Below are 12,491 nucleotides of genomic sequence, written 5' to 3' on the forward strand. Positions count from 1 at the left end.
TTACCGTGGGTGGATGACCACGGGTATCCGGTTGTCGTCCGCCACTGGCCGTTGGGTACTGCTGGCCACCGTTCTGGGGTCGGGGATGGCGATGCTCGACGCGACCGTCGTGAATGTGGCGCTGCCGCGGATCGGGGACGAGTTCGGGGCGTCCATGGCGGGGTTGCAGTGGACGGTGAACGCGTACACCTTGACGCTCGCGGGGTTGATTCTGCTGGGCGGTTCGCTCGGGGATCGGTTCGGGCGGCGGCGGGTGTTCGTGATCGGGGTGGTGTGGTTCGCGGTGGCGTCCGCGCTGTGTGGTGCGGCGCAGGATATTTCGATGCTGATCGCGGCGCGGGCCCTGCAGGGGGTGGGCGGGGCGCTGTTGACGCCGGGGTCGCTGGCGATCATTCAGGCGTCGTTCGTGCCGGAGGATCGGGCGCGGGCGGTGGGGGCCTGGTCGGGGCTGGGTGGTGTGGCGGGGGCGATCGGACCGTTTCTGGGTGGGTGGCTGGTGGATTTCGCGGGGTGGCGGTGGGTGTTCCTGTTGAATCTGCCGTTGGCGGCGGTGGTGCTGGCGGTGACGGTGCGGCATGTGCCGGAGACCGCTGATCCGGAGGCCACGGGCAAGTTCGATGTGCTGGGGGCGGTGCTGGCGGCGGTGTGCCTGGCCGGGGTCACCTACGCGTTGACCGAGGCACCGGAACGGAGCGCGAGCACCGCGCTGGTGGTGACGAGCGCGGTCGCCGGGGTCGCGGCGGCGGTGGCCTTCGTGGTGGTGGAGCGGCGGCGCACCGGGCGCGCGAAGGAGCCGCGCGCCATGCTGCCGGTGGATGTGTTCGCGTCCAAGCAGTTCACGGCCATCAACGCGGTGACATTCGTGATGTACGGGGCGATGAGCGTGGTGTTCTTCCTGCTGGTGCTGACGCTGCAGGTGGTGGCCGGGTTCAGCCCGATCGCGGCGGGTACGGCGATGCTGCCGGTGACGGTGCTCATGCTGTTGTTCTCGGCACGGTCGGGCGCGCTGGCGCAGCGCATCGGGCCGCGTCGGCCGATCGCGGCCGGGGTGCTGCTGGCCGCGGCCGGCATGCTGCTGATGACCCGCATCAGCGAGCACACCTCCTATATCGGCGTGGTACTCCCCGCCGCCATCGTTTTCGGACTGGGTTTGACGCTGGCCGTCGCACCGCTCACGGCGACCGTGCTGGCCACCGCCGACGAGCGGCACGCGGGCGTGGCGAGCGGGGTGAACAATGCGGTGGCGCGGGCGGCGGGTTTGCTTGCGGTGGCGGCGATTCCACCGCTGGCCGGTCTCACCGGCGCGGCCTACACCAACCCCGCCGATTTCGCGCACGGCTTCCGCGTCGCGGTGCTCAGCTGTGTCGTCCTCATGGTGGCGGCCGCGGTTCTCACCGTCTTCACCGTGCGCGACGACGCCCTGCGCACGGCTCCCCCGGCGGCCGAACCGCAGTGCCGGGTGAACTGCCCGGTCGCCGCTCCGCCGCTGGAGCCCACCCGGACGGCATCCGCCGACCAGCACCCCTGATTCATCGGCATTCCCCGCCTCGAGGATGTTTCTTCTTGAAAGATCTCTCTGTGTTGCGGAATCGACTATGCGGAAAGGGCGAGCCGTGTCAGCACCCGATGCCGGACCCCACCCCAGTGAGATCTATCGGCGATACCTGAGTTCCGTTGTGCTGCATGCCCAGGCGGGCGCGCGAGCGGTCGGGCTGGGCGCGACGGACTTCTACGCGCTGAACATCCTGGAGTTGAACGGGTCCATGACACCGGGCGAGCTGGGCGCGAAGACCGGGCTCACCACCGGCCCCACCACCCGGCTCATCGATCGGCTCGAGCAGGCCGGATATGTAAGGCGCGCAGCCGATCCCGGCGATCGGCGCAAGGTGATCGTGGAGCCTGTCAACCAGCCTTCCGACATCGACAGGGTGCTCGCGCCCGCCCGGAAGCGCCTCGGCGAGATCATCGTGGGCTACGCCCCCGAGCAGCGCGACGTGCTCTTCGACTACTTCGCGCGGGCGGCCGAGGCCTTCGCGCTGGCCGCCGAGGAGGCGAACTCCGGCGCGGATTGATTCGGAAATGCCGGGAATACTCGAGATGCAGGCCGTGTTGGTTGCCGTGTCCACAAAAAATGGTAATTTGGTTTCCGCATCCACTACACCCCTGAGGAGCACCCCATGACCGCGAGCACCGCCACCGCCCTGACCCCCGGCACCTGGGCCATCGACACCGTGCACTCCACCCTCGGCTTCTCCGTGCGGCACATGATGGTCAGCAAGATCCGCGGCCGCTTCACCGATTTCTCCGGCAGCCTGGTCATCGGCGAGGACGGCTCGGCCAGCGCCACCGCCGAGATCCGCGTGGACTCGGTCAATACCGACAACCCGCAGCGCGATGCCCACCTGCGCACCAAGGACTTCTTCAGCGCCGAGGACTTCCCGCTGGCCACCTTCAAGTCCACCGGCTTCCGCGTCGAGGGCGAGGACTTCAAGGTCGACGGCGAATTCTCCATCGCGGGCGTCACCAAGCCGGTCACCCTGGACGTCGAATTCCTGGGCGTGAACCCCGGCATGGGCCAGGGCCCCGTCGCCGGCTTCGAGGCCAGCACCGTCATCAACCGCCGCGACTTCGGCATCACCATCGACATGCCCCTCGCCGACGGCGGAGCCGTCATCGGCGACAAGATCACCCTGAACCTCGGCATCGAGGTCGTTCAGCAGCAGGGCTGATCACCCACAATCCGGATTCGGCGAGCGAAGGCGAGAAGTCATGAGCGACAACGGCACCCAGGCCGAGGTAGCGGTCACCCGGGTCACCGACGCCCGGCCCGAGCACTACGCGATCAGCTACGGCGGCGAACGCGGTGGGCTCACCGCCTACGTGGACGCCGGCCAGCAGCGGATCTTCTTCCACACCGAGATCGACGACCGCTTCGGCGGGCACGGACTCGGTACGGCCCTGATCCGCGCCGCGCTCGACGACACCCGCGCCGCGGGTCTGCGCATCGTGCCGATCTGCCCGTTCGTCAAGGCCTTCGTCGAGAAGCACCACGACTTCGACGATCTGGTCGACCCGGTGACCCCGCAGGCCGTGGCAGCGGTCGAGGCCGTGGCCGGCTGACACCACCGCATACCGACACTTCACGCCGCGGCGGAGCCCAGTGCTCGCCGCGGCGAGTCGTATGCCGGGGCGGCGGCGGGCGGCTAGCGTTGCCGGAATGGCGCGAATCGTCGTGGTGGGCAGTATCAATATGGATCTGGTGACGACGGTCGGCCGCCGACCCGAACCCGGCGAGACCGTGGCCGGAGACGATTTCGCACTGGTGCCCGGCGGTAAGGGCTCGAATCAGGCGATCGCCGCGCGGAAAGCGGGCGCGGAGGTCGAATTCGCCGGAGCCGTAGGCGATGACGTGTTCGCCGGGGAGCTGCGCCGGGTACTGCACGATGCGGGGGTGGGGGTTTCGCGACTGCGTGCGGCGCCCGGCCCGAGCGGGATCGCCGCCATCGTGGTGGACGCCGCCGGAGAGAACACCATCATCGTTGTGGGCGGCGCGAATTCGCGGATGACGGAGCTGACGGCGGCCGATCTCGACCTCGTGGCCGGGGCCGACGTACTGCTGTGCCAGTTGGAGATCCCCCTGCCGACCGTGCTGGACGCCATGCGGCACGCGCGGGCGAACGGGACCACGGTGGTGCTGAATCCTTCTCCGGTACAGGAACTTCCGGCGGAGTTCTGGGCAGCCGTCGATATCGTGATCGTCAACGAGGGCGAGGCCGCGCGCATCGGTTCCGCGCTGGACCCGATCCCGCATGTGGTCACCACCCTGGGCGCGGCGGGTGCGGCCTATCGCGGTCCCGAGGGAATCACCCTCTCCCACCCGGGGGTTCGCGTCGAGGTCGTCGACACCACCGGCGCGGGAGACACATTCACTGGAGCGCTCGCCGCCCATTGGCACGAGGGCCCCGAGGCCGCACTGGCCTGGGCCTGCACGGCGGGGGCGCTCGCGACCACGAAACTCGGGGCCAGCGCGTCGATTCCGACGCTGACGGAGATCGAAGCCGCGCTGGGGCGGCGGTGAATCAGGCGGCGGGCGTGGACTTCTTGCCGGTGTAGAGGGCCACCAGCTCCGACATCTGCTTACCCGCCCGCTCCAGCGGCGTGGTGGTACGCGACGCCAGCGACATGACGACCGCGCCCTCCACCGTGGCGATGATCGTGGTGGCCAGGATTTTCGCGGTGTCGAGATCGACGTTCTCGGCGAGCAGGCGATCGGTGAGGATCTCCTCCCACTCGGTGAAGATCTCCCCCGCCGCGTCGGCGGCCTCCCGGGATTCGGAGCGCCCGAGCGCGGCGGCGACGATCGGGCATCCGGCGGTGAAATCGCTGGTGACGAGGGTGTCGCGCCACATGACGGGGAAGGCCGCGATGACGGTGGCCAGATCCTGGTCCGCAGTGACCGCGCGCATGAGGGCACTGGACGCGCTCCCCGCGGTGCGGGTGGCCTCGGCGACGAGTTCGGATTTACCGCCGGGGAAGTTCAGGTAGACCGAGCGGCGGGAGATGCCACTGTGCTCGAGCAACTGGGCGATGCCGGTGCCGGCGATGCCCTTGCAGCGCATGAGTGCGATCGCGCTGTCGATGAGCCGGTCTCTGGCTCCCATGAACTCCCCTTCCTTGCAGTACACCGATCGGTGTACTACCGTTCCGGATATACCGATTGGTCTACCTCCGAGTGTAGACTGCCGCCAGACCTCTTCGCCGACGAATCGAGGCCCAGCCATGCCGACCCTCCACGATCCCCTCCCACTGGCCAGCGGCCAGGTACTACCCAATCGGATTATGAAGTCGGCCCTGAGCGAGGGTCTCGCCACCGACGCCAACGCCCCCGACGAACGCCTGGTGCGGCTCTACTCACGCTGGAGCGAGGGCGGCTACGGCCTCATCGTCACCGGCAACGTGATGGTGGATCGACGGCACTGCGGCGAGCCCGGCAATGTCGCCATGGAGGACGAGCGCGACCTGCCGGTGCTGACCCGCTGGGCCAAGGCCGCCAAGGACGGCGGGGCCAAGGTATGGGTGCAGCTGAATCATCCCGGGCGGCAGGCGAATCCGATCGTCACCCGCAATCGTGCGGTAGGCCCGTCGGCCATCGCCGTCGGCATTCCGGGCATCCCCGCACCGCGCGAACTCACCGAGGACGAAATCCTCGACATCATCCGGCGTTTCGGCACGGCCGCCCGGGTGGCCGAGGCAGCCGGATTCGACGGCGTGCAGATTCACGGCGCGCACGGCTATCTGGTGTCGCAGTTCCTGTCCCCGCTGTCGAATCAGCGCACCGACGCCTGGGGCGGAGATGCCGTGCGGCGCAGGCAGTTCGTGGTCGAGGTGGCCCGCAGCATCCGCGCGTCGGTGAGCGCCGGTTTCGGGGTGGGCATCAAGCTGAATTCGGCGGACTTCCAGCGCGGCGGATTCACCGAGGACGAATCGCGCGACGTCATCGCGGAATTGTCGGCCGAGGGCCTGGACCTCATCGAAATCAGCGGCGGCAGTTACGAATCCCCGGCCATGATGGGCCGCCCGCAGCAGAAATCGGCGAGCACGAAGGCCCGCGAGGCGTACTTCCTCGACTACGCCGAGCAGGCGCGGCAGGCCGCCGGCGCGGTGCCGATCGCGGTCACGGGCGGATTCCGTTCGCATTCGGCCATGTCCGAGGCGGTGTCGACCGCGACCTGTGACATCGTGGGCCTGGGCCGTCCGGCCGCCGTATTCCCCACCGCCGCATCCGATCTGCTCGGTGCGCGCACGGATGTGCTGCGCCCGCCCGCTATTTCGCTGAACCTGCCGCAGCAGCTGGCCGGCAATCGCGGCCTCAAGGCATTCGACGGCGCGCTCGACCTCCAGTGGCATACCGATCAGCTGCATCTGCTGGGCGCGGGCAAGGATCCGGATCCGGCCCGCTCCCCCTGGCGCACCGCGGCGACCATGCTGCGCCACCACGGTGTCGACGCCTTCCGGAGCAAGCGCGGCAGCTCGTCGGGTGCCGCCGCAGACAACGACAAAACGGCCACCAAGTTCCGCCGCGAGCGCGCCGTCGGCCGCTACTTCGCGAATCCCACCGTGCGCGCGCTGAGCGCGATCGGCATCCGCACCACCCTCGCCACCGAGATCGAAACCATCGGCCGCAAAACGGGTCAGCCCCGCCGCGTGCCGGTCTCGGTGCTCTTCGAAAAGGATGCCGCCTGGGTGATCTGCCAGCACGGCACCCGCTCCGGCTGGGGTTCCAACCTGTCCGCGAACCCGGAAATCCGTGTCCGCCAGGGTGATCGCTGGCGCACCGGCACCGCCACCTTCCTCCCCGACGACGACGTGGACGCCCGCGCCCGCACCTTCGCCCCCACCCCCCTGCTCGCCCCGTTCATGCCCCGCGCCTTCGCCGCCCTGGGCACCGCACCCGTCACCGTCCGAATCGTCTTCGACGGCAAGTAGATCCGCACAGGGGTGGGCGGTCGGCGGGATCGGCGGGAAGAGTGGCCCGCCGGTTCCGCCGCACGACCGCGGCGCACCGGACCCTGCCTGCTCCGGCCGCCCCTTGCCCGCGTCCCCACCGGCGTGGTCGCCAGTCGACATCCGCACCACGCCGGCCCGGGGGCGGCACGCGGTCGGCGGCCGGTGAGCGCCCACTCTCCGGCCGCCGGTCGTGCTGCGGCGCCTACAGGTTGGGGCGGACGATGATCTGGATGTGATCGTCCGGGTTGCGCAGGGAGTCGATGGCCCCCGCGACGCCGTCCAGGCCGACCTGGTCGGTGATGAGCGAGGCCGCGTCGATGGTGCCGTCGGCGATGCGCTGCAGCGTCTTCGCGTATTCCTCGTGCGGGTACACCATGCACATCTGCAGCGAGATGTCCTTGTAGATGCCGACGATGGGGCGGATGACGTCGTCGGTCATGACCGCGCCGATCTGCAGGATGGCGGTTTCCCGGGGGACCTTGTACATGAGGTCGTTGAGCAGGCCGGGGACCGAGGCGCACACCCACACGTGCAGTTTCTGGCCCGGTGCGGCCAGTTCCTGCCAAACCTCCACCGGGTCTTCGGCATTCGGGTCCACCACGCGGTGTGCGCCCAGGCGCAGGGCGGCTTCCCGGCGCAGCTTGGACGGATCCGAGGCGACGATGGGAGCGACGCCGCGTTCCACCAGAGCGGCGACCGCACCCAATCCGACCGGGCCGCAGCCGATCACGATGCCGGTGCCCTCCGGGCCGATGCCGGTGCGCGCTACGTTGCCGAAGCCGACGGCGAGGGGCTCGGTCATGGCGGCGACATGCGGGGGCACGTGGTCCGGGATGGGTTCGAGGGCCATGGCCTGCAACACCATTCGCTCGCCGTAGCCACCCGGGAACTCGTTGGAGTAGCCGACGCCGTGGATGCCGCCCGCCGAATCCAGCGCCCAGGGCAGGGCTACGACGTTCTGCCCCTCGGTGAACGGGGTGTCGGGGCCCGCGCCGATGACACGGGCGGACAGTTCGTGCCCCATCACCATGTCGCGGTGCGGGTCGAACAGGAAGGTCGGGATGCCGGAATCCCGTGACGCCTGCAGGAATTCGTCGGTGTAGTCCAGGGCCTGCTTATCCGAGCCGCAGATGCCGCAGGCGATGGTTTCGACCAGGACCTGGCCCGGCCCGGGTACGGGTTCGGGAACCTCGTCGACGACGAGCTTCCGGTTGCGCATGACTACCGCGCGCATATCAGTTCCCTTCCACGGTTAGTGCGGCCTGCAGGGCCTGGGCGTGCCGTTCGAAGGCGGCCTCGACGCCCGCGCGCATCCCGGACATGAGACGTTCGCTGTTGGCGTTGGCCCAGTCCAGGGAGGCGACGCGATTCCGGTTCGCGCCCGTGAAGTGCGGGATCACGTGTTCGGCGAACAGTTTCACCGAACGCCGAGTGGCCTCCGGGTCGGCGACATTGAGCGCGAGCACCAGGAAGGTGCCGAAGCCACCGGACTGCTCGGCGAGGGCCTCGATGGTGGCGATGGCGTCGTCGGGGGTGCCGATGGTGGCGCGGCCGAAGGCGGGGAAGCCGGGGCCGACCCACTGGTCGACGGCCTCGGCGGCGGTGTCGCCCCACGGCACGTCCATGCCGCTGAGGCGCTTGATGTAGTCGACGAGATGACCGATGCCCCATTCGGCTTCGCGGCGGGCCTGCTCGCGGGTCTCGGCGATGTGCATGGGCGCGACCAGCCGCCATGTGGCGCGATCGACGGTGAACCCGTTGTCGCCCATGGTCTTCTCGTAGATCTTCCAGTTGGGCAGAAGCGCGTCGTAGCCGCTGGGGTCGGAGGCAGCCAGCGACAGCAGGCCCGCACCGTGGCGCCCAGCCAGCACCGCGCCCGACGGCGAAATCGTCGAGGCGACAGCCATTTCCAGGTTCCGCTGGTACGGCAGCAGTTGCAGCCGGGCTTCGTTGAGCTCGAACCAATCCGTCTTGGCGGTGACCTGCTCGCCGCGGAACAGCCGGGTGAGCACGTCCATGGACTCGTGCATCATGTCGCGTTGCCGGGGCTGCGGCACGCCCATCATGGAGGCGTCGGAGGCCAGCTGACCGGGGCCGATGCCCATCATGACGCGGCCCTTGGTGAGGTGGTCGAGCAGGCAGATGCGGTCGGCCAGCATCATCGGCTGATGGTAGGGCAGCGAATTCACGCCGGTGCCCAGGCGGATCTGCCGGGTGCGCTCGGCCGCGGCGGCCAGGAAAACCTCGGGCGAGGCGATGATTTCCATTCCGGCGGAATGATGTTCGCCGACCCAGGCTTCGGCGTAGCCGAGTTCATCGGCCAGTTCCACGAGTTGCAGATCGCGCTGGATCTGCAGGGTGGGGTTGCCGGTGAGCGGGTGATACGGCGCGATGAAGAATCCGAACCGGGTGGGACCGGAGACGGTGGGCTGATTCAATTTTCGACGCTCCTTTGCGGATTATTCAGTTGTGCTCCGAACGGCGCGACGCGGACCGGCCGGGGGCTGCGACCGGAGAGCGCCGAAGACCCGCCGCCGCGTGACGCGGACGGCGGGCCGGGTTCAGATCAGCCGCGGGCCCACTCGTGGCCCCAGTAGCTGTCGGCGGTCATCTCCTCGGCGACGTAGTCGTCGCCGACGAGCATTCCCTCGCAACCGAATTCGAGATCCCAGCCGCCCGGCGTGCGGACGTAGAAGGAGATCATCTTGTCGTTGGTGTGGCGGCCCAGGGTCGAGGACAGGTGGTAGCCCGCCTTGTTGACGCGGTCCAGGGCGCGGCCGACATCATCGAGCGCGTCCACCTCGACCATGATGTGCACGATGCCGGGGCCGTCGGGGCGGCTGCCGGGGATGAGCGCCAGGCTGTGATGGCGGGGGTTCACGCCCATGAAGCGGATCCAGATCGGATGCTCGGGCGGGCCGACCCGGAAGGAGCCGCGGGAGGCGAAACCCAGGACCTCGGTGTAGAACCGGCGCGCCTCTTCGATGTCGCGGACCGGCAGCACCACATGGCCGAGGCCGAGATCGCCGGTCACGAACCGGTTTCCGAACTTGCCGACCACCGGGGTGTGGTCGAGCAGCGGGCCGTGGAACACCTCGATGGTGAAACCGGAGGGGTCGACGAAGCTGATCGCCTCCTCCACGTGCCGGTTGGCGGCCTCGGCGAGAGACAGTGTGCTGACGCCGATTCCGGCCTTCTCCAGGGTTTCGCGCACCAGCTCCAGCGAGCGCCGGTCGGCGACCTGCCAGCCGACGGCGATGACCTCGTCGCGCTCGCCGGGGACCAATTCGAGACGGTAGGTGTGCTCGTCGACGCGCAGGTAGATCGACTCGGCGTTCGGGCCGGAGCCTTCGGCGAAACCGATGGTGTCGAAGGCGAATGTGCGCCAGGCGTCGACGTCGGCGATCCGGGCGCGGACATAGCCGAGGGAGGCGAAGGAAGCCATGGTCTAACTCCTCAGATCTCAGTCGTAGGTGACGGCGACGTCGTCGGTCACCGGAATCGCCTGGCAGGCCAGCACATAGCCGTCGGCCAGGTCTTCGTCTTCGAGCACTTCATTGCGCCGCATGGACACCTCGCCGGAGACCACGCGGCAGACGCAGGCGCTGCACGCGCCCTCCCGGCAGGAGTAGGGCGCTTGGATGCCCTTGGCCAGCAGCACATCCAGCAGCACCTGCTGTGTGGGCCAGGTGAGTTCGTGGTCCTCGCCGTCGATGGCGACCCGCACCGTGGCGTTGTCCCCCGACTCGTCATCGACCACAACGGTCTCGGTCTCGAACGGATTGCCGGACAGGGAGACGAACTTCTCCATATGCACGCGCTTGCGATCCGCGCCCAGTGCGGTCATGGCGGCCCCGACGGCGTCCATGAACAGCCCCGGCCCGCACACGAACACCTCGCGGGTTGCCCACGGCTTCGCCAGCGCCGCGAGCTGTTCCACGGTGGGCAGCCCCTGCACCGACTGCAACCAGTGCAGCACCACCAGCCGATCCGGATGCGCCGCAGCGAGTTCCGCAAGCTCCCCGGCGAAGATCACCGAATTCTCGTGCTGATTGGCATAGATCAGCGTCACGTGCCCACTGCCCTCGGCCAGCACGGCCTTCAGGATCGACAGCACCGGCGTGATCCCGCTGCCACCGCCGAACAGCAGCAGATCGGTATCCAGCGACCCCGGTGTGAAGATCCCCGACGGCGGCAGCACATCCATCGCCATTCCTTCGACGGCGTTGTCGCACAACCAGTTCGACCCGTACCCGTCGACGGTCCGTTTGACGGTGACCTTCAACGGCCCGTCCTCGTGCGGTGCGCTCGACAGCGAGTAGCACCGGCTCACCGACCCGGTCAGCTCGCTCGGAATCCGCAACGTGAGGAACTGCCCCGGCTTGTACCCGAACCGATCCGCGTGGGCGGCGTCCGGTGCGAGCTCGAGCGACACCGCGTCCTCGGTCTCGCGCACGACACGCACGATTCGCACCGACGCGATTGCGCCGGTGGTCAACTCCGCGACATCCGGTTCGATGTCTGTCACCGTCATCCGTTCTTCACCAATCTTCTAGACCACGGTCCGGCCGCGGGTGCGCACATCGACATCGCGGGTGCTGACCGGCAATTCGCCCGAGGCCACCGCTGCTTCGATGCTGGCGCGGAGGGCGGCGCAGGTGTGGGCGCGCAGGCCGTGGGCGGAGAGCTCCGTGCAGGCCGCGAGGGCGGTGGGGTTCCACTGCACGCTGGTGTGCTGGGGGCTGAATTTCTCGGCCAGCACGCAGGTCCCGCAGGACCGGCACGAAACCTTTTCCATGGCAGCTGCTTTCAGTGGGCGGCGGCCGCGCCGGCTTCGGCGCGCTTGGCGAGGTTGTCGGCCACTTCCTGTTCCCAGGCCTGGACGGCACGGGTGGTGTCCACCTCGAATTCGAAGCGGGTGGTCATCTCCTCGGTCACCTGCGCAGCATCCGTGTAGAACTGCTCGTACCAGCGGCGCAGCTGGTAGACCGGGCCGTCCTCCTCGCAGAGCAGCGGATTGTTGATGCGGGACTTGCGCTTCCAGATGGCGGCGTCCTGCTCGAAACCCTTGCCGAGGCCGTTGACGAACGCGTTGGCGATCTCGGCGGCCCGCTCGGCGGTCTGGCCTTCGGGTTTGCGGGCGATCGCGCCGTACTGGAGGACGAACTGGTGCTCGTTGATCGGGTAGTGGCAGTTGATGAGGTAGCCCTCCACCGTCAGCCCCGGGGACTCCGACTTCAGGTAGTCGATCATGTAGGAGGGGCCGTAGTAGGACGCCTCGGAGGTGAGAACGTTCTTGCCGCCCAAGGCTTTCGCGGTCTCGCCCATCATGTCCTCGCGGGATACCGAGGTCATGTACTGGCTGGCGGTGTGCCCCTCGAAGACGTTCTTGAAGAAGGTCGGGAAGCCGTAGTGCACGTAGAAGAAGTGCGCCATGTCCACCACGTTGTCGACCACCTCGCGGCAGTTGGCGTCGACGATCATGGTGTTCCAGGTCCAGTCGGTCCACTCGTCGTCGAAGGCGGCGTCGATGCGCGGGATGGCGACCTCGGCGGGCGGCTGCTTGCCCTCGGGGTCGTTCCACACGAACAGCTGCTTGTTCTCCACCATGGTCGGCCACGCCTTGGTGCGCGCCAGCGGAGGCACGCGCCGCGCGTACGGGATGCCCGTGCACTTGCCCTTGCCGTTCCAGCGCCAGTCGTGGAACGGGCAGGCGATGGAGTCGCCCTTGACGGTGCCGTCGGCGAGGTTGCCGCCCATATGCGGGCAGAAGCCGTTGAGCACGTTGAGGGTGCCGTCCTCGGCGGCGAACACCACGAGTTCGGTGCCGAAAGCCTTGACGCTGTGCGGTTTTCCGTCCCGGAAGGAGTCGGCCAGGCCGAGGCAGTGCCAGCCGCGCGCGAATCGTGTGGGCGGTGCGCCCGCATCGATGACTCGCACCTCACCGTCCGTGGTGGTCATGTGAATTCCTCTCCCTTGCCTTG

13 protein-coding genes are annotated in these 12,491 nt (G+C 68.5%); 6 read left to right on the plus strand and 7 right to left on the minus strand.

Features of this window, described 5'->3' with window-relative positions; all coding sequences use genetic code 11:
- Window positions 1-13: 13 nt before the first annotated feature.
- The 5 genes from JK358_RS28940 (at window position 14) to JK358_RS28960 (ending at window position 4,078) form a co-directional block, all read left to right on the plus strand.
- Window positions 14-1,528: an MFS transporter gene (locus tag JK358_RS28940; RefSeq protein WP_201953824.1), complete on the plus strand. Its 1,515-nt coding sequence runs from the start codon at window positions 14-16 to the stop codon at window positions 1,526-1,528.
- A gap of 85 nt (window positions 1,529-1,613) precedes the next feature.
- Window positions 1,614-2,072, plus strand: coding sequence for a MarR family winged helix-turn-helix transcriptional regulator (locus JK358_RS28945; protein ID WP_307817788.1), 459 nt, complete (start codon window positions 1,614-1,616; stop codon window positions 2,070-2,072).
- Window positions 2,073-2,177: 105 nt separating this feature from the next.
- Entirely contained in the window at window positions 2,178-2,729 is a 552-nt protein-coding gene (locus JK358_RS28950; RefSeq protein WP_201953830.1) for a YceI family protein, read from the plus strand.
- A gap of 40 nt (window positions 2,730-2,769) precedes the next feature.
- The gene (locus JK358_RS28955; RefSeq protein ID WP_201953833.1) at window positions 2,770-3,120 is read left to right on the plus strand and encodes a GNAT family N-acetyltransferase; all 351 of its coding nucleotides are present in this window, start codon (window positions 2,770-2,772) and stop codon (window positions 3,118-3,120) included.
- 97 nt (window positions 3,121-3,217) lie between these two features.
- Window positions 3,218-4,078, plus strand: a complete 861-nt coding sequence (locus JK358_RS28960) for a ribokinase (protein ID WP_201953837.1) — start codon at window positions 3,218-3,220, stop codon at window positions 4,076-4,078.
- A 1-nt stretch (window position 4,079) separates the two neighbouring features.
- Here JK358_RS28960 and JK358_RS28965 read toward each other — a convergent pair whose 3' ends face one another.
- Window positions 4,080-4,661: a TetR/AcrR family transcriptional regulator gene (locus tag JK358_RS28965; protein WP_201953840.1), complete on the minus strand. Its 582-nt coding sequence runs from the start codon at window positions 4,659-4,661 to the stop codon at window positions 4,080-4,082.
- Between the two features lie 118 nt (window positions 4,662-4,779).
- On the opposite strand from JK358_RS28965, the gene JK358_RS28970 reads away from it, so the two are divergent.
- On the plus strand, window positions 4,780-6,486 hold the full coding sequence (locus JK358_RS28970) for a nitroreductase family deazaflavin-dependent oxidoreductase (protein WP_201953843.1): 1,707 nt from the start codon (window positions 4,780-4,782) through the stop codon (window positions 6,484-6,486).
- A 223-nt stretch (window positions 6,487-6,709) separates the two neighbouring features.
- On the opposite strand, the gene JK358_RS28975 is transcribed toward JK358_RS28970, so the two are convergent.
- From JK358_RS28975 to JK358_RS29000, 6 genes are all read right to left on the minus strand, one after another.
- Window positions 6,710-7,741: a zinc-binding dehydrogenase gene (locus JK358_RS28975; protein WP_201953846.1), complete on the minus strand. Its 1,032-nt coding sequence runs from the start codon at window positions 7,739-7,741 to the stop codon at window positions 6,710-6,712.
- Window position 7,742: 1 nt separating this feature from the next.
- Entirely contained in the window at window positions 7,743-8,945 is a 1,203-nt protein-coding gene (locus JK358_RS28980; protein ID WP_201953850.1) for an LLM class flavin-dependent oxidoreductase, read from the minus strand.
- 128 nt (window positions 8,946-9,073) lie between these two features.
- Entirely contained in the window at window positions 9,074-9,952 is an 879-nt protein-coding gene (locus JK358_RS28985; RefSeq protein ID WP_201953852.1) for a VOC family protein, read from the minus strand.
- Window positions 9,953-9,970: 18 nt separating this feature from the next.
- Window positions 9,971-11,041: a ferredoxin--NADP reductase gene (locus JK358_RS28990; RefSeq protein ID WP_201953856.1), complete on the minus strand. Its 1,071-nt coding sequence runs from the start codon at window positions 11,039-11,041 to the stop codon at window positions 9,971-9,973.
- A gap of 18 nt (window positions 11,042-11,059) precedes the next feature.
- A complete protein-coding gene (locus tag JK358_RS28995) occupies window positions 11,060-11,305 on the minus strand; it encodes a hypothetical protein (protein ID WP_201953860.1) in 246 nt (81 codons plus the stop codon).
- An 11-nt stretch (window positions 11,306-11,316) separates the two neighbouring features.
- Entirely contained in the window at window positions 11,317-12,468 is a 1,152-nt protein-coding gene (locus JK358_RS29000; RefSeq protein ID WP_201953863.1) for a 3-ketosteroid-9-alpha-monooxygenase, oxygenase component, read from the minus strand.
- Between the last annotated feature and the right edge of the window lie 23 nt (window positions 12,469-12,491).

It is taken from the genome of Nocardia acididurans (assembly GCF_016741815.1).
Taxonomy (GTDB): domain Bacteria; phylum Actinomycetota; class Actinomycetes; order Mycobacteriales; family Mycobacteriaceae; genus Nocardia; species Nocardia acididurans.